Here is a 16,793-nt window from a genome sequence, read left to right as displayed (position 1 = left end):
CTTAGTTTCCTTGCGGCAATCCGTTCAGCTCGGCCTGGGTATTGTCAGGCGATACCAGCAGCGTAATCTCTACGCGGCGGTTACGGGCGCGATTTTCAGGCGTGGTGTTAGGCGCTACCGGGTTGATCTCACCCCGCCCTTCGGCTTTGACACGCTCAGGCTGTGAGAGGCTACCCTGGAGCTGTTTTTGCACCGAACGGGCGCGCTCAAGCGAGAGTTCATAGTTAGAAGCGAAGCGTGCGCTGCGGATCGGCACGTTGTCGCTGTACCCCACCACCAGAATTTTGCCGCTGACGTTATTCATCGCCTGGGCGATGCGGTCGATGACCGGCTCATAGCGATCGCGCACCACCGTTGAGGCCGAGGCAAAGAGTCCGTCCCCTTTCAGGATCACCACGCTGCGATCCGCCTCATCCTTAACGGCCACCAGACCGGCATCAATTTCTGGTTTCAGGAAGCCGCGCAGGTTCAGCACCGCCGGCAGCTGACGCGCAGGCTGCTGGATGGTGGTTTCCGGCAGTTGGGACTGGTAAATTTTCGCCAGCACCGGGCTGGTGTTATCACCCAGACGCCAGTTCAGCACGATATAGAACAGGCAGGCGATAAAGCCGACCAGCGCCACGCACGCCCAGAGTGGGATCATCGGCCGCCAGAGCTTGCGCAGTACGGGGCGATCTTCCGGGTGCGGCGAGAGCGGCGGCGGGTAGCTGCCGCGCACGCCACGGATCATCTGCCACAGGCGCTGTTTGATGGTTTCAAGCTGGGTCCGGCCATTGTCCAGCACGCGGTAGCGGCCTTCAAAGCCGAGCAGCAGACAGTAGTTGATCATCTCCAGCAGCAGAATGTGTTCGCGCGGATTCTGCGACAGACGCGCCAGCAGCTGGAAAAACTTCTCACCGCCCCAGGTTTCGTTATGAAACGTCACCAACAGACCATTGCTTGACCAGACGCCGCTGCTTCCCCACGGGGTCAGCGCGGCGGCTTCGTCCAGCGCCGTGCAGAGGCAGTAGCGCGCGCCGACAATCACTTCATACGGTAAGCCCGCCTGCTGGCATCGCACTTCGAAACGGCGAATTTCGTCAATCAGGCGCTGGCGCAGCCCGACCTGATCGTCGTGGGAAACCGAATGACGGATTTGCGGAATCGCATTGAGCAGCGGATTGGCGGCCGCCACCAGCTGATTGTTCCCACTGGCTCCGGTAAACACGGCATCACTGCCGGTATCCTGTCGTTCCTGCATATTAAGCGCTCGCTTTATTATTCTGTCGGGCTACGGATGGCCCAGAACTCCATATCGAGACCCGGGAATTCCCCTGCGAGATGCAGCGCGAATGCCCCGGACTTGTCCATCTCGTGCCACAGTTCGCTGCCCCTCTCGAGCTCGAAATAGCTGTAGCCTGCATGCCACGGGATCTGCGGCGGCGCGACGGGCATTGCCCGAAGCATGATGCCCGGCAGCTGGAGCTGGACCAGATCGCGAATTTTCGACACTGGCGCAACCTTCATTTGGGCAGGGAAATGGGTTTGCAGGTGTTCGCCGGGGACATTGGCTTTTACCGCCAGCACGAAGCCAAATTCGCGGACCATGCTGGTCTCCGGCACGGTGGCGATGTTCAGCCCGTGGGAGCGTTCGTGCAGCGGCAGCTGGATGGCATGATCTTCCATGACCAGCGACAGCCCCTGACGCAGCATCAGCATCAGTTTGCTGAAGCAAACGGCGAGATCGTCATGGTCGTATACCGGCAGTATGCTCTCTGCGGTACGCTGCGGCGTCCAGGTGGCGAGCTCCGTGGCAAACGGCAGCCAGCTGCGCCAGAGCGCTTCCGGGTGAAGCAGCGGCAGCGTTTTTAAATGTGAGACGTCGCCAAGGTGGCGGTTGATCAGCGAGAGAAGCGTGAACTCAACCATTTCAGACGTATTGAAACGCCCCGGCTGGCGCAGTCGACCGCCGATCTGCTGGCTACGCTGCACCAGCAAGCCGTGCAGGTCATTGATCATGCCGTACAGCTGCGGGCTGTTATTGGCGTTCAGCATTGGCGGAATGTAGCTGTTATCCAGCCGCACGTGGTTGTCGTTGCGCTTTTCGGTGACGTACGCCACGCCGATGGCGGTCCATTCTGCCGTCAGATCTTTCTCCAGCATCAGGGTCAGACGCAGGCGGCCAAACTGGACCGTCGCCTCCCCGACCGACATGGCGTTGTCGTCTTCCACCTCTTGTTCAAAGGTAATAAAACGCGCCAGAGAAGACTGCTCCTCGCTGAAAATCACCTCTTCACGGCCACCGCGACGAACCGGCAGCGCAAGCACCACCTTTTCATTGGTCAGATTATCGGGGATTTTTAGCGGAGCCGGACCGTTGCGGTCGCTGCGAACCTGGAAAAAGGTGCCGTCAGGCAGCAAACCGCTACAGTAGCTCAGGGCAATACAGCCCTGGCGTAGCATCGCTTCATCCAGCTCAAGGTCGAGAAAGCCCCAGAGATACGATCGCTGCAAGGCCCCCCACTCACGAACGTGGTTGAGGAGGTAGCTTTCTGTCCGCTGAAAATGGTGGGGACGCAGGAACATGCCCTCGGTCCAGACGACCTTTTCTGCTTTCGTCATGATGATCTCTTTCCTGTTATGAAGGGCGTTACTGGCTGATGACCCGGATACCATTTACGTCAAGAAAGACGCTGGCCTGGAGTTCATCTGCGGACCATTTCCAGAACTGGTAAATCGCGTTTTCGCCGGGAACAGGCAAAGGAAGTGAGACGCGCCATTTTTTGCCGTCCAGCGCCTGGTATTCCGCCATCACGCCGATATAGCGCGCTTCCGGTGAGCTTTGTCCGCTCAGGGTTTTCGAAAGCTGGCCCGGCATCAGGAAGAACACATCGCTGTTCAGCAGATTCGCGCCAAGCGTGGCTGACGCGTTGTTCTGTAAGGAGTAGAAGTCACTGGACATGAAATCCGCATCGGATTTCAGCAGCAACACTCTGACCTTAAGCGGCGCAGAATCATTGATTTGAGGATGAGCCTGAAACTGAAGATTGTAGCGGGATGGGTCGCTGTGTGAAGACGACGTACAACCACCGATCAGCGCGAAAATCAACGCAAAAAAAGGGAACCACATCCGATGAAAATTTTTATTATTCATAAAAATATGCTCGTGAAACCCGTTTAGTTCAGGATCCAGGTACCGTTCGCGCTGTCTTTGCAGGCTTTGCTGTTGCCATCGACATCAACACAGGTGGTTTTCTTGCGCGCTTTCGGGCGCAGTGCCTGTTTACGCACGGTGGCTTCGTACTGGTCAGCCTTGATTACGGCACGCATCGGCACATAACCAATCAGCTGTTCACTCCCTTCATCGGCCAGCGCCATCCAGAAATGTTCAACCTGCCCCAGCACGACGTAAGTTTTACCGGTCTCAAGCGTACGGATCACTTTTCCGCCGTAGTCAGGACGGCTCATCAGGGATGCCGGGTACATGGCACGGTACGGTTCATTCACCTGAGTGAACTCCGCCGGAGGGGTAACAGCGTGACGGTGCGTCAGCGTGATGCCATTCACCTGGCTGGTCACAATCGTATCATCGGTGATCGCTGGTTTCTGCGGCGCCTTACAGCCCGCCACCGCCATAACAAACAGAAGTGATAACAATACGCGCAGTTTCATATGCTTTTCCGTAGCGATATTTAGAGGATGAAGAGAGGGGATAAAATTTGACTTAGGTGCTATTGTTAAAATAGTCGGAATATTTTCAGCAGGTAACTATTTTAAGGCATAGCTACCGCACGAACCCGACAGAAATGGGCCCAGCATGCTCCTGACATATTTTGACAAACGGTAGACAAGTTTACATGAGCTTGTCATCAATTCAATATTTCCCACCTGCTTAATGGCGTTTAATGATACGCCCAATGCATTATAGGATTAATCTCATAAAAAATGCGCACTTAGGTAAAATCGTCTTTTTCTTAGACAGATTTCGAGCATAACTCTATGAAAATTAATGGCTAAACAGGAAAAAGAGAACCACTATCATTAACGTAACCCCTTATTATCTCCACTACCATAATTAGTAGAATTTCATTTTTTCTGTGCGCTGCGGGATATATCTGGGATATTTTCATTGTTGCATTCAGAAGATAACTTTTATTGTGCACGAGCGTCCCGCATAAACAAATGGCGGCTAAGAAAATGGCAGAAATTTAATTTCGCGATCCGAAATAACCTGAGCAAAATTCCCCTTGGGGGTTATTTTTTGCACCTAAACAATTAAGCCCGGCTACATCTTTTTGCTCTCTCATCGTTCAGCGCGCTCCCTTGCAGCCCATAAACTGGGGGGTTCAGCGGCGCTGACAGTGAACCTCACGCAAGAAGTTTTACCGTTACTACATATTTATTTTACTTCTTCCCAACATCTGCCGTTCTACTCTTTCACCCGGCACGCCTCATTTGTCTCTTCTACAATGTTCGCCTTCCGCTTGACTTATTTTGTGATAAAGGTACTTTTCAGGACATGAAGAAGATCCTGATTATCGTTCCTGATGGTGGCATGTTGTTTGAAGCCGCCGGTATCGCCGACATTCTGATGCAGGCCAATCGGCTGCACCCGGACGGCCTTGAGCAGCCCCGCTATCGCATCATTATCGCCACCACCCAGCCTCACCTGGTGATCCACGGCCAGTCCGGCTTGAACCTGCTGGCGGACTATCGCCTGCCGGAGCTGGATCCGCGCGAACCGCTGGACACGATCATCATTACCGGTCGCGGCATGAATGAGCAGGAGAGCACCGCCGTGGTGGACTGGCTGCACCTGGCCGCGCCGCATGCGCGCCGCGTCGCCTCTGTCTGCGGCGGGGCCCTGCTGCTGGCACAGGCCGGACTGCTCGATGGGCGCCGGGCAACGACCCACTGGCGGCTTCTGGAAACCCTGAAAACCCGCTATCCTGCGGTCAACGTTGAGGGCGGCCCGCTCTATGTTCAGGATGGCCCCGTCTGGACGTCCGGCGGCGTCAGCTCCGGGTTTGACCTGACGCTGGCGCTGGTGGAGGATGATTACGGCTTCACCCTCGCCCGCAATGTGGCGCAGGATATGGTGATGTACCTGCGTCGGCCTGGCGGCCAGCTACAGTTCAGCCGCTATAATCTGGAGCAGTCCGGCGCGACCGGACCAGTCAGCGAACTGCAAAGCTGGATCCTGCAAAACCTCACCGCAGATTTGTGCGTCGAAAGGCTGGCCGAACGGGTCGCCATGAGCCCGCGCAATTTCACCCGCGTGTTTACGCGTGACGTGGGCGTGCCTCCGGCCCGTTATGTCACCGAAGCGCGTCTGGCCGCCGCCCGACAGCTTCTGGAGCAGACCCAGGATCCGCTTGAGGTCATTGCCGAAAAAAGCGGGTTTGGTACCAGCATCAACCTGCGCCGCGTTTTTGAAAAGCAGCTTCATCTTACGCCGGGCGAATACCGCCAGCGCTTCCACTGCCGCAGAATGGCGTAATATGATCCTTTTTTGTCATTTACGCCATCTGACCTGACGCCTACAGTAACTCCAGACAACACAGATAAGGAGTGCATCATGGTTAAGGTCGGTATTAACGGTTTCGGCCGTATCGGACGTAATGTCCTGCGCGCAGCGCTGGGCAACCCGGATCTCCAGATTGTGGCCATTAACGATCTGACGGACAGTAAAACCCTCGCCCATCTGCTGAAATATGACTCTCTGCTCGGCACGCTGCCGGTGCCTGTGGAAGCGGCGGACGGCGCGCTACAGGTTGACGGGCAACGCATCACCGTATTCAGTGAACGCGACCCGGCAAACATTGCGTGGAAAGACGCAGGCGTTGAGGTGGTAATTGAAGCAACCGGCTTCTTCACCGAACGTGAAAAAGCGGCGGTGCATATCACGAGCGGCGGCGCAAAACGCGTCATTATTTCCGCCCCGGCTAAAAATGATGATCTGACGGTGGTAATGGGTGTGAACCACACGCTGTACGATCCAGCCCAGCATTTTGTGGTCAGCAACGGGAGTTGCACCACTAATGGTCTGGCGCCAGCGGCGCAGGTGCTGCACCAGCAGTTTGGCATTGAGCACGGGCTGATGAACACCACGCATGCCTACACCAACAGCCAGGCGCTGCATGACCAGCCGGAAAAAGATCTGCGCGGCGCGCGCGCGGCAGCATTATCCATTGTGCCTTACTCCAGCGGCGCGGCAAAAGCGCTCGGGAAAGTGATCCCCGAGCTTGACGGTAAACTCACCGGGTATTCTCTGCGCGTGCCGGTTCCGGTGGTGTCGATTGTCGATCTGACGGTGACGCTGAGCCGCAACGTGACCGCCGAAGAGGTGAATGACGCGTTCCGTCAGGCTGCCGCCAGCGGGCCGCTGAAAGGCATCCTGGGCTACAGCGATGAACCGCTGGTCTCCCGTGATTATCAGGGCGACCCGCGCTCATCCATCATCGACGGGCTTTCAACGCTGGTGATTGGCGGGAATATGGTGAAGATCCTGTCGTGGTATGACAACGAGTGGGGCTTCTCGAACCGTCTGGTGGATCTGGCGGTGCTGATGGATAAGAAAGGGTTGTAGCCGATCGTATTGCCGGGTGACGCTTGCGCATACCCGGCCTGCAAAATGGCCCCTCTGCCTGCTAACAGAGGGGCATCATGACACTCTTCAGAAATAATATTTAAACCGCACACGACCGCCATAACGATCGTCGTTCTTATCGCTTCCCTTTTTCGGCGACGCGTTCACCCACGAAGCGTAGGCGCCCAGGTAAATGTTAAAGTTCTTCATCTTCATTACGTTGGGAATAAGGTACGACGCATGGACAGTGTGAATATCATACTCACCCGGATCGGTGATCCAGCAATCATTCTCACACTCTGCGTCAAAGGTTGAAGTGTTAAATTCGTCGATTTCGTTATGCGCATAAATATAGCCCAGCTCAGCGTTACGCCACAGGGCATTGACGCCGGAGGTGAAGTCCGTTTCGTCTGCGGCGTCAAGATACGCTGTGTTGAGATTCACGACTATGCCATCCTCAGGATCGGCTTTCAGACCATCCCAGGTCATGGTGAATCCGTAACCGGTGCGGTCAGACTGATCGACCCAACGACCCGCGTCATCCCGATAGCCATAAGCATTGTTGACCAGATTGGTTTCCATGGCGACGGCCGTTGAGAACGGGCCGTCCTGCCACGAAATAACTGGCCGGACATAGGCGACGTTCTTATCATTTTCCAGTTCCGCGCCATGGTAGCGCTGGTCGACGTACAGATCGCTGCCGTCTTTGAACAGCGTATTCAGCTCGAAATACCAGTTATCCAGCGTTTTACTCATCAGGAAGTTACCGCCGCTGTCGGTACGGCCACGCCCCTCTTTCAGCATATAAATGTAACCATAGCCGTCGCTATAAAGATCGTCCGCTGTATTGCCCGAGTATTCAACAAAGGTATCCTGGTTGAGCGGGAACATATCGTAGGCTTCAAAACGTCCAACTTTAATTTCCCAGTCGTTTTCTGCGCCAAAGAAAAATACCGCATCATCAAGGTACATTTGCCCTGCCAAATCGCCCAGTGGTTGTACAGAAAATCCGGAAAAATGGCCGTTATCCATTTTTCGATAACCATCAAACCCCAGCAAAATACGACCATTAATATCCCACCGTTCTTTATCTCCCGGTGCCCAGTCGCTATTAGCACTTTGCTTAACAGAAGTCAGACTGCCGGTTTTGCTGGCAGCATCCATATTAAATTCCACATCGCCATAAAATTTTATATCTCCAAAGCCCGAAAGCGTCAGCTTCGGTGGTGCGTCTTTATTGACGGGCTCTTCTGACTGGACGACCACGGGAGCAGCCTGCTGACTGGCCGCCTGCTGTTGTTTCAACGCCTCGATTTGCGCCTCCAGTTGCGCCAGTTTTTCATCTACGCTCGTCGCGCTTTGTGCCGCAAAAAGAGAGCCAGAACAGAGTGCCCCCACGAGGACAACCATTTTTTTAAATTGCATAGAATCCATCCTGAAATAAAAGTGAATACCCAAAGTGATGGGCCACTCTATTTCGTCTAAATGCTTTTCGGCAGGCTATTATGTTTTTTGTTATGTCGGTTATGTTTTTTACTTTGTGTGACCTTCACGGAAAGTTATTCGCGGAATGTAATAAAGAAACACAATCCCGCTCACAGAATTAAAAAAGGTTGCAACCCATAAGCCTGGTCAATATTCATGGCGTGCCCTGACAGGATATTTAATTAAAATCATTCCCCAAAAAACATTCCCCGAGTAAATAGTTTTCGGCGCGCTTCTCACGTCCGGGCGCGGCGGTAAATTGTCTGGTAATGCGCAAAATGGGATATCTAACACGCGAAGCGGGCAATATTCGTCTAAGGTTTTCAGGTGATTGACGACAGCGGTGACGCTGCCCAGCGACGAATGGAGATGAACCGATGATAAAAACTCGAATGCTACGCCCTGGCTTGTTACACCTTACGTTGGCAGGCGCCCTACTCGGTGTTACCGCATTTGGTTATGCTGAAGACCAGCCAACGAGCCAGCAAAGCTCACCTGATATTCTCCTTGGCCCCCTCTTTAATGAAGTACAGAGTGCCAAACTGTTCCCGGATCAGAAAACCTTCGCGGATGCCGTTCCCAAAAGCGACCCGCTAACCATCCTGGCGGATTACCGGATGCAGCATACCCAGTCCGGTTTTGACCTGCGCCACTTCGTGGAGATGAACTTTATCCTGCCGAAGGAAGGTGAGAAATACGTTCCCCCTGAGGGCCAGAGCCTGCGCGAACACATAGACGATCTGTGGCCTGTACTGACCCGCACCACTGACAAAGCGAACAAATGGGACTCCCTCCTGCCCCTGCCAAAGCCCTATGTCGTGCCGGGAGGACGCTTCCGCGAAGTCTATTACTGGGACAGCTATTTCACCATGCTGGGCCTGGCCGAGAGCGGCCACTGGGATAAGATCGGCGACATGGTGGACAACTTCGCTTACGAGCTTGATACCTGGGGCCATATCCCTAACGGTAACCGCAGCTACTACCTGAGCCGCTCTCAGCCGCCGTTCTTCTCGCTGATGGTGGAATTGCTGGCCACGCATGACAGCGACGCGTTGAAGAAATACCGTCCGCAGATGGAGAAAGAGTACGCTTACTGGATGGAGGGGGCTGATGGGCTCCAGGCTGGTCAGGCGAACAAACGCGTGGTGAAACTGGATGACGGCTCGATCCTCAACCGCTACTGGGACGATCGGGACACGCCGCGCCCTGAGTCGTGGCTGGATGACGTGACCACCGCCAAAAATAACCCTAACCGTCCGGCCACCGAGATTTACCGCGATCTGCGCTCTGCCGCGGCCTCGGGCTGGGATTTCAGCTCCCGCTGGATGGACGATCCACAGAAGCTGGGTACCATCCGCACCACCAGCATCGTGCCGGTGGATCTGAATGCGCTGATGTTTAAGATGGAAAAACTGCTGGCCCGCGCCAGTCAGGAAGACGGCGATAACGCCAGTGCAAGTAAATATGACGCGCTGGCCTCCGCACGTCAGAAAGCCATGGAAAGCCACCTGTGGAACGATAAAGAGGGCTGGTATGCGGATTACGATCTGAAAACCGGGAAGGTGCGTAATCAGCTGACGGCCGCAGCCCTCTTCCCGCTGTATGTGAAGGCCGCATCACAGGATCGCGCCGATAAAGTGGCCGCAGCCGCGTCGTCACGCCTGCTGAAACCGGGCGGTATTTCTACCACCACCATCAACAGCGGGCAGCAGTGGGATGCGCCGAACGGCTGGGCGCCTTTGCAGTGGGTAGCGGTGGAAGGGTTGCAGAACTATGGTCAGCAGAAAGTGGCGATGGACGTAACCTGGCGTTTCCTGAAAAACGTTCAGCATACCTACGATCGCGAGAAGAAACTGGTTGAGAAGTACGATGTCTCTTCGACCGGTACCGGCGGTGGCGGCGGTGAGTATCCGTTGCAGGACGGTTTCGGCTGGAGTAACGGCGTGACGCTCAGGATGCTGGACATGGTCTGTCCGAAAGAGAAGCCGTGCGACAGCGTACCGGAGAATCAGCCTGCGGCAAACGATGATGTTGCACCTGCGAAACAGGCGGCGCAGTAGCGCCCCTCACCCTGACCCTCTCCCCGGTGGGGCGAGGGGATGGTTCCGTGCAATAGATTGGCCCGGTAGCGAAGCGCCACCGGGCTTTTTTCAGAAGCTGTAACTCGCCCCGACCTGGAACGTGCGGTCGCGGCCTATCCAGCAGTTGGTCGCGTCATAGCAGGTGAGCGTCTCTTTGTTGGTGACGTTCTGCGCGCTCGCTTTCAACGTCAGCCCCTCCAGCGATGGCGCCAGCTCGCCCATGCGGTAAGACGCCGCCAGATCGTATTGCGTCGTACCGCCCAGCTTGCCTGCGTCGTTGGCTGGCGAGATCTCCATCGGCCCGGTGTAGCGTGCCCCTGCCCCCAGCGTTAACCCTCTCAGCGGCGTGCTGTCAAAGGTGTAATCTCCCCACAGATTAAAGGCGTTCTCAGGGGCCTGCGTCGGTCGTTTGCCCTGGTACTTGTCATCTTCGGTATTGATGGCGTGGGTGTAGGCATAGTTGGCAATCAGCGTCAGGTTATCCGTTGGACGACTCATAGCGGAAAGCTCCGCACCTTTCGATTCCACTTCCCCGGTCTGGCGATAGTTGAGGAAGCCCGGATCGCTGGTCACCACATTTTTCTGACGAATGTTAAACACCGAGGCGGTGAAGGTGGTTGCGTATTCCGCCAGCAGGTATTTCACCCCACCCTCCACCTGCTTGCTGGTGGTGGGCTTAACGTCTTTCGCGGTCAGCGTGCCCTGCGGCGATACCGGGGCGAACCCTTCCGAATAGCTGATAAACGGCGAGAGACCATTGTCGAAGGCATAAAGCGCGCCCAGTCGCTTGGTGAGGCGATCCTGCGATACCCAGGCTTTGTCACCGTTTTGCAGATAGTTGGTGGTGACGGAACGGTAGTCGTCATAGCGCAGGCTGGCCAACACGTTCAGCCCGCCAAACGCAATCTGATCCTGGAGGTAATAGCCATTCTGCTGATAGCTGAGACGGTTTTTCTGCGCGGTTTCAAGCCCCAGCGCATCGTTATCGATCTGCGAGTGATCCGGATTACGCATATCGATACCCGGTGTGGACGAGGCGTAACGATAATGGAAGTGAGAGTTCAGCTTCTGGTAGTCAAAGCCCGCCAGCAGATGATGTTTCCAGTCCCCCAGCGCGACGGTTCGGGTGACCTGGTTATCAATGTTGAAGCTCTGTAAATCTTCATCCGTGGTATAGGCGAAGCGGTTAAGCTGGTAGACCTCGCTGCCCGTCCCGGTTGAATAGGCGCTGCGCTGGTGGGTGTCCACGTCAAAGTAGCGCGCTTTCTGATTAAAGCCCCAGCCACTGTCAAACTCGTGCTCAAAGCTGTAGCCCAGCATCCACTGGCGCTGCTTAAAGCCGCTCCACTCATCCCCGGCATAGTCACGACGATCGGCGTATTTAGACCGCAGATAGCTAAGCGGCATCGGATCAGACGGCGTCAGGCTCGGCGTATTTTGCGCCAGCGCGTCAATGGTCAGGCGCGTTTTGTCATCCGGCTGCCAGGTCACGGAGGGGGCCACCAGATAGTTTTCATAGCGCGTGGTGTGCGCCTGTTCGTCACTCTCTGTCGCTTTACCCAGCAGGCGATAGTTCCAGTCGCTGGTCGCAATCTGCCCCGTGGAATCCAGGTACCCCTCTTTCAGATTGCGGTTTCCGGTGTTAAAGCCCAGTTCTGTTTTCGCCTCTTTCTGCGGCTTTTTACTCTGAATATTGACCAGCCCGCCCGGGGAGCCACCGCCATACAGCACGGATGACGGCCCCTTCAGGATATCGACGCTCTCAATCAGCAGCGGATCGATTCGCGCTTTAGTGTTCCCGGTGACGTTATAGGGAAGTTGCAGGCCGTTGTAGAACTCCTGCTCGACGTTGAACCCGCGGATTTTGTACTCGCTCATGTAAGAGGTGCTCCCGCGCACCTCCGTGGAAACGCCCGGCGCATAGCGCAGGATCTCGTTTACCGAACTGGCGTGCCGCTGCTCAATCTCTTTAGCGGCGATGGTGTTGATCACCTGGGGCGTTTTACTTTCCGCGACGGCTGATTTCGTGGCGCTGTTGGTCCAGGCAGGGAGCGCGCTGCCCTGCTCTGTACCGGTCACCACGATGGTGGGTTCTTCTGCAAAAGCCTGTGTTTGCAATGCCAGCGTGACGGCGCCTGCCAACGCGCATAACGCAAAACGTGAGGTGCTCATAGTGTCGTCTTGTTAGTAGATGCTATTGGGAACGCCAATTATTATCATTTCCATTAGCAAATCAATATCGGCGGAGAAAAACAGATCGTTTGTATTAAGTTTCATGCCAGCGTGCCGATAACCCAGAGACAGTCTGTCATCTATCGAGGAGCCATCTGGCGTGAGTAGCTACAGTGAGCAGTTCCTGAAACAAAATCCGCTGGCTGTATTAGGGGTGTTACGCGACCTGAAAAAGGGCGAGGTGCCGCTGCGCATCAACTGGTCAACCAGCCAGTTTATCAGCAAGATCCTGGACGTGACGGCAGAACACCTGATCGTGGATCTGGGTAGCCAGAGCGAAGAAAACCGTGCCGCGCTCCAGGCAGAAAACCTCTCGGTGATGGCCGAAACGCAGGGGGCTAAAGTCGAGTTTATACTGCCCCGCCTGACCACGATCGCGTACCAGGGTTTGCCTGCGTTTATCGCTCCCCTGCCCGCTAACCTCTGGTTCGTGCAACGCCGCGAGTTTTTTCGCATCAGCGCCCCGCTTCACCCGGCCTATTTCTGTAAGGCAAAAATGCCGGACAAAAAAGAGATCCGCTTTCGTCTCTTCGACCTGTCACTGGGCGGGATGGGCGCGTTAATGGATACGCCGAAGCCGGAAGGACTGGTGGAAGGCATGCGTTTTAGTCAGATTGAGCTGGATATGGGCGGATGGGGACGCTTCTGGTTTGACGCCCAGCTGATTGCCATCAGCGAGCGTAAGGTGGTGGACAGCAAAAACGAAACCATTACCACGCCGCGATTGAGCTTTCGCTTTCTGAATGTCGGGCCAGGCGCCGAACGCGAACTACAGCGCATCATCTTCTCACTGGAGCGTGAAGCGCGGGAACGCGCGAACAAAGTGCGCTGAAAGGCGTCGGGCAGCATGCTGCCGCCCGACAAAGGCGTTACATGGCGTCCATCGCTTTCTGTACTTTCCAGATATAACGTGGAGCCTGTGCTGACGGATGATTCTTCACAACGTGCTCGAAGAATTCATCTTTATCCATATCGTTAATCTCTTCTATCGCCTCTTTGCGATCGGATGAGAAGGTTCGGAGCAGCGCGCCGGCTCCGTTAACGTACGACACCACCAGCGCATATTGCATCACTTCCGGATCGTCAATCCCCTTCAGAATGCCATGCTCGAGAATACTCAGGTAAGCGGTTCCCATAGAGATATTACGTTCCGGGTTTTTCAGCTCGCTGGTGGATGGCTGTCCCTTCCAGCCCATGTAGCGATAGACCTCTCTTCCCGCCGTCGAGGCTTTTAACTGCATCAGCCCCACCGCATTCGATTTACTCACCAGCGTCGGGTTGCCACCGGATTCCACGGCAATGATCGCCGTGATCAGACGCGGGCTCACGCCCCAGGCCTTCCCGGCTTGTTCGCTGATCGGCATCCACTGCATGGCCCGCTTTACCGGCACTTCAGGGTTCCAGGGGGGATTTTGATAATCATGTTTTGAACTACAGCCAGCGAGCAGCACAATCAAAAAAGCAAACCATCTCAATTTCACGTCATCTATCCTTATAGCCGGTCATCGCGGTACGTCGCCCCTTGAAGCAGGCGGCGTATAAGCGGCATGATATAGACAATTAGATTCTCATTCAGCAAGGAATTGCCATGCCTCAGTTTCATCTCATCGCACCGTCAGGCTACTGCATCAACCAGGAGGCGGCACAGCGGGGCGTTCAGCGCCTGCTGGAAATGGGCCATCAGGTAGAAAATCAGACAATTATCCCCCGCCGCATGCAGCGTTTTGCCGGTACGGAGGCGCAGAGACTGAGCGATATCAACAGCCTGACGACGCTGGAAGGTGAAAACACCATTGTGCTGGCCGTGCGCGGCGGCTATGGCGCAAGCCGGCTGCTGGAGAGCATCGACTGGGCCGGGCTGGCCGCGCGCCAGCAGCAGGATCCGCTGTTAATCTGCGGACACAGCGATTTCACGGCGATCCAGCTCGGCCTGCTTGCGTTGCATAACGTCATTACCTTTAGCGGCCCGATGCTGGCCGGCAACTTTGGTGCGCCGGAGCTGGATGCATTTACGCAGGACCATTTCTGGCGCGCCCTGCAAAACCCGACGTTCACCGTCGAGTGGCAAGGCAATGGACCGCACTGGGAATGTGAAGGACAGCTGTGGGGCGGCAACCTCGCGATGCTGGTGTCGCTGATTGGAACGCCGTGGCTGCCGCAGATCACGGACGGCATACTGGTGCTGGAAGATATCAACGAACACCCGTTCCGCGTCGAACGTATGCTGTTGCAGCTGTATCACGCCGGGATCCTGGATCGGCAGTCGGCCATTGTGCTGGGCAGTTTTAGTGGTTCAGCCCCCAACGATTACGATGCGGGCTATTCCCTGGAGACGATGATTGATTTCATTCGTTCCCGGCTGGATATCCCGGTGATCGCCGGTCTGGATTTCGGCCATGAGCAGCAAACCGTTACCCTGCCGCTGGGTGCCCAGGCGCACCTTGTACACGATAATTCAGGCAGCCGGTTAACAATCAGCGGTCATCCGGTCTTAAAGGCATAAAAAAGCCGTTATTCCCCCTCAATAAAACGCAGTTAACGTTGTTATTATGTTAGGGTTTTAATAACAGCGTTCACATTGAGGTGGGAGTAAGACGACATTGGGTGCCACAGCGATAATCAGTCTTTTCATTCTGGGTTCCATCCTGGTAACCTTTAGCATTTTATTAAGTTCATTTTCATCGCGTCTTGGCATACCTATTCTTGTCATTTTCCTGGCTATCGGCATGCTTGCCGGGATCGACGGTATCGGCGGTATCCCCTTCGATAATTACCCTTTCGCCTATATGGTGAGTAACCTCGCGCTGGCGGTGATTCTGCTGGACGGCGGCATGCGCACCCAGGCAAGTTCGTTTCGCGTTGCCTTAGGCCCGGCGCTGTCTCTGGCGACCGTCGGCGTGCTGATCACCTCCGGCCTGACCGGCATGATGGCGGCCTGGCTGTTTAACCTCGATATAATGGAAGGCTTGCTGATTGGCGCGATTGTCGGCTCTACCGATGCGGCGGCGGTTTTCTCACTGCTCGGCGGCAAGGGGCTGAACGAACGCGTTGGCTCCACGCTTGAGATTGAATCCGGCAGTAACGATCCGATGGCGGTGTTCCTGACCATTACCCTGATTGAGATGATCCAGCAGCACGAAACCGGCCTGAGCTGGATGTTCGCCTGGCACATCCTCCAGCAGTTTGGCCTCGGGATTATCATTGGTCTCGGCGGCGGTTACCTGTTACAGCATACGATTAACCGTATTACGCTGCCTTCCGGCCTTTACCCGCTGCTGGCCCTGAGCGGTGGGATCCTGATCTTTGCCGTCACCACCGCGCTGGACGGCAGCGGTATTCTGGCGGTTTACCTTTGCGGTTTCCTGTTGGGCAACCGACCGATTCGCAACCGTCACGCCATCTTGCAGAACTTCGACGGTCTGGCCTGGCTGGCGCAGATCGCCATGTTCCTGGTGCTGGGCCTGCTGGTGACGCCGTCGGACCTGCTGCCTATCGCCGTGCCGGCGCTGCTTTTGTCGGCCTGGATGATCTTCTTCGCCCGTCCGCTGTCGGTGTTTGCCGGGCTGCTGCCGTTCCGCGGGTTTAACCTGCGTGAGCGGATATTTATCAGTTGGGTGGGGCTGCGCGGCGCGGTGCCGATTATTCTGGCAGTGTTCCCTATGATGGCCGGGCTGGACAACGCCCGTCTGTTCTTCAACGTCGCCTTCTTCGTAGTGCTGGTGTCGCTGCTATTCCAGGGGACGTCGCTGGGCTGGGCGGCGAAAAAAGCCAAAGTGGTGGTACCGCCCATTGGCTGGCCGGTCTCCCGCGTGGGGCTGGATATTCACCCTGAGAATCCCTGGGAACAGTTTGTCTACCAGCTAAGCGCCGATAAGTGGTGCGTGGGCGCATCCCTGCGCGATCTGCATATGCCCGCTGAAACGCGCATTGCCGCCCTGTTCCGGGATAACGCCCTGCTTCACCCGACCGGCAGCACGCGGCTGCGTGAGAACGATATCCTCTGCGTGATTGGCCGCGAGCGCGACCTACCTGCCCTAGGCAAGCTCTTCAGCCAGTCGCCCCCGGTGGCGCTGGATCAGCGTTTCTTCGGCGATTTTATCCTCGAAGCCAGCGCCCGCTTTGCGGATGTGGCGCTGATTTATGGCCTGGAAGGTGGACTGGAGAATCGCGATAACCAGCAAACCCTGGGTGAGATTATTCAGCAATTATTAGGGGCTGCGCCGGTCGTCGGTGACCAGGTGGAGTTTGCCGGGATGATCTGGACGGTAGCGGAGAAAGAAGATAACGCGGTGCGCAAAGTCGGCGTAAGGCCGATGGAGGAGGAGGCGGAGTAGCTGCTTTTTTGCCGGGTGGCGCTAACGCTTACCCGGCCTACGTTCGGGCTTTTGTAGGCCGGGTAAGGCGAAGCCGCCACCCGGCACACACAC

The 16,793-nt window shown here is 55.9% G+C and carries 12 protein-coding genes and 1 pseudogene; 6 read left to right on the top strand and 7 right to left on the bottom strand.

Annotated elements, in window-relative coordinates:
• Window position 1: 1 nt before the first annotated feature.
• Genes ACWKXX_RS16890 through ACWKXX_RS16875 form a run of 4 tightly spaced genes read right to left on the bottom strand, consistent with a single transcriptional unit; the run spans window position 2 to window position 3,651 of the window.
• Entirely contained in the window at window positions 2–1,240 is a 1,239-nt protein-coding gene (locus ACWKXX_RS16890; protein WP_003859963.1) for a DotU family type VI secretion system protein, read from the bottom strand.
• Between the two features lie 17 nt (window positions 1,241–1,257).
• A complete protein-coding gene (tssK, locus tag ACWKXX_RS16885) occupies window positions 1,258–2,601 on the bottom strand; it encodes a type VI secretion system baseplate subunit TssK (protein WP_015570328.1) in 1,344 nt (447 codons plus the stop codon).
• A gap of 28 nt (window positions 2,602–2,629) precedes the next feature.
• Complete coding sequence (gene tssJ, locus ACWKXX_RS16880) at window positions 2,630–3,133, bottom strand: type VI secretion system lipoprotein TssJ (protein ID WP_015570327.1); 504 nt, start codon at window positions 3,131–3,133, stop codon at window positions 2,630–2,632.
• Window positions 3,134–3,156: 23 nt separating this feature from the next.
• Window positions 3,157–3,651: a hypothetical protein gene (locus ACWKXX_RS16875; protein ID WP_006810964.1), complete on the bottom strand. Its 495-nt coding sequence runs from the start codon at window positions 3,649–3,651 to the stop codon at window positions 3,157–3,159.
• Window positions 3,652–4,498: 847 nt separating this feature from the next.
• On the opposite strand from ACWKXX_RS16875, the gene ACWKXX_RS16870 reads away from it, so the two are divergent.
• Entirely contained in the window at window positions 4,499–5,479 is a 981-nt protein-coding gene (locus ACWKXX_RS16870) for a GlxA family transcriptional regulator (protein ID WP_045142100.1), read from the top strand.
• A 78-nt stretch (window positions 5,480–5,557) separates the two neighbouring features.
• On the top strand, window positions 5,558–6,568 hold the full coding sequence (gap, locus tag ACWKXX_RS16865) for a type I glyceraldehyde-3-phosphate dehydrogenase (protein ID WP_015570325.1): 1,011 nt from the start codon (window positions 5,558–5,560) through the stop codon (window positions 6,566–6,568).
• An 87-nt stretch (window positions 6,569–6,655) separates the two neighbouring features.
• On the opposite strand, the gene ACWKXX_RS16860 is transcribed toward gap, so the two are convergent.
• Window positions 6,656–7,993, bottom strand: a complete 1,338-nt coding sequence (locus ACWKXX_RS16860; protein ID WP_023303875.1) for a carbohydrate porin — start codon at window positions 7,991–7,993, stop codon at window positions 6,656–6,658.
• Window positions 7,994–8,430: 437 nt separating this feature from the next.
• Here ACWKXX_RS16860 and ACWKXX_RS16855 point away from each other — a divergent pair, with 437 nt between their 5' ends.
• The gene (locus tag ACWKXX_RS16855; protein WP_023303876.1) at window positions 8,431–10,113 is read left to right on the top strand and encodes an alpha,alpha-trehalase; all 1,683 of its coding nucleotides are present in this window, start codon (window positions 8,431–8,433) and stop codon (window positions 10,111–10,113) included.
• A gap of 90 nt (window positions 10,114–10,203) precedes the next feature.
• On the opposite strand, the gene ACWKXX_RS16850 is transcribed toward ACWKXX_RS16855, so the two are convergent.
• Window positions 10,204–12,306 carry a TonB-dependent siderophore receptor gene (locus ACWKXX_RS16850; RefSeq protein WP_032619544.1) on the bottom strand — a complete coding sequence of 701 codons (2,103 nt, stop codon included), beginning with the start codon at window positions 12,304–12,306 and terminating at the stop codon, window positions 10,204–10,206.
• 160 nt (window positions 12,307–12,466) lie between these two features.
• On the opposite strand from ACWKXX_RS16850, the gene ycgR reads away from it, so the two are divergent.
• Window positions 12,467–13,198, top strand: coding sequence for a flagellar brake protein YcgR (ycgR, locus tag ACWKXX_RS16845; protein ID WP_017384309.1), 732 nt, complete (start codon window positions 12,467–12,469; stop codon window positions 13,196–13,198).
• Between the two features lie 37 nt (window positions 13,199–13,235).
• Here the strand turns inward: ycgR and emtA are convergent, their stop codons facing one another.
• A complete protein-coding gene (gene emtA / locus ACWKXX_RS16840) occupies window positions 13,236–13,847 on the bottom strand; it encodes a membrane-bound lytic murein transglycosylase EmtA (protein WP_017384310.1) in 612 nt (203 codons plus the stop codon).
• Window positions 13,848–13,954: 107 nt separating this feature from the next.
• Between emtA and ldcA the strand changes: the two genes are divergently transcribed.
• Window positions 13,955–14,869 (top strand): muramoyltetrapeptide carboxypeptidase, encoded by a 915-nt coding sequence (gene ldcA, locus ACWKXX_RS16835; RefSeq protein ID WP_032619539.1) that lies wholly within the window; start codon window positions 13,955–13,957, stop codon window positions 14,867–14,869.
• A gap of 97 nt (window positions 14,870–14,966) precedes the next feature.
• Window positions 14,967–16,634, top strand: a pseudogene (locus tag ACWKXX_RS16830) (potassium/proton antiporter); the annotation flags it as partial.
• Window positions 16,635–16,793 lie beyond the last annotated feature (159 nt).

Source organism: Enterobacter sp. UPMP2061 (assembly GCF_053709615.1).
Note: the sequence above shows the minus strand (reverse complement) of the source record. Positions and strands in the feature narration are given on the sequence as shown.

Coding starts and splice junctions, on each gene's coding strand:
- ACWKXX_RS16890 (WP_003859963.1), bottom strand. CDS start 1,240: ATGCAGGAACGACAGGATACCGGCAGTGATGCCGTGTTTACCGGAGCC.
- tssK (WP_015570328.1), bottom strand. CDS start 2,601: ATGACGAAAGCAGAAAAGGTCGTCTGGACCGAGGGCATGTTCCTGCGT.
- tssJ (WP_015570327.1), bottom strand. CDS start 3,133: ATGAATAATAAAAATTTTCATCGGATGTGGTTCCCTTTTTTTGCGTTG.
- ACWKXX_RS16875 (WP_006810964.1), bottom strand. CDS start 3,651: ATGAAACTGCGCGTATTGTTATCACTTCTGTTTGTTATGGCGGTGGCG.
- ACWKXX_RS16870 (WP_045142100.1), top strand. CDS start 4,499: ATGAAGAAGATCCTGATTATCGTTCCTGATGGTGGCATGTTGTTTGAA.
- gap (WP_015570325.1), top strand. CDS start 5,558: ATGGTTAAGGTCGGTATTAACGGTTTCGGCCGTATCGGACGTAATGTC.
- ACWKXX_RS16860 (WP_023303875.1), bottom strand. CDS start 7,993: ATGCAATTTAAAAAAATGGTTGTCCTCGTGGGGGCACTCTGTTCTGGC.
- ACWKXX_RS16855 (WP_023303876.1), top strand. CDS start 8,431: ATGATAAAAACTCGAATGCTACGCCCTGGCTTGTTACACCTTACGTTG.
- ACWKXX_RS16850 (WP_032619544.1), bottom strand. CDS start 12,306: ATGAGCACCTCACGTTTTGCGTTATGCGCGTTGGCAGGCGCCGTCACG.
- ldcA (WP_032619539.1), top strand. CDS start 13,955: ATGCCTCAGTTTCATCTCATCGCACCGTCAGGCTACTGCATCAACCAG.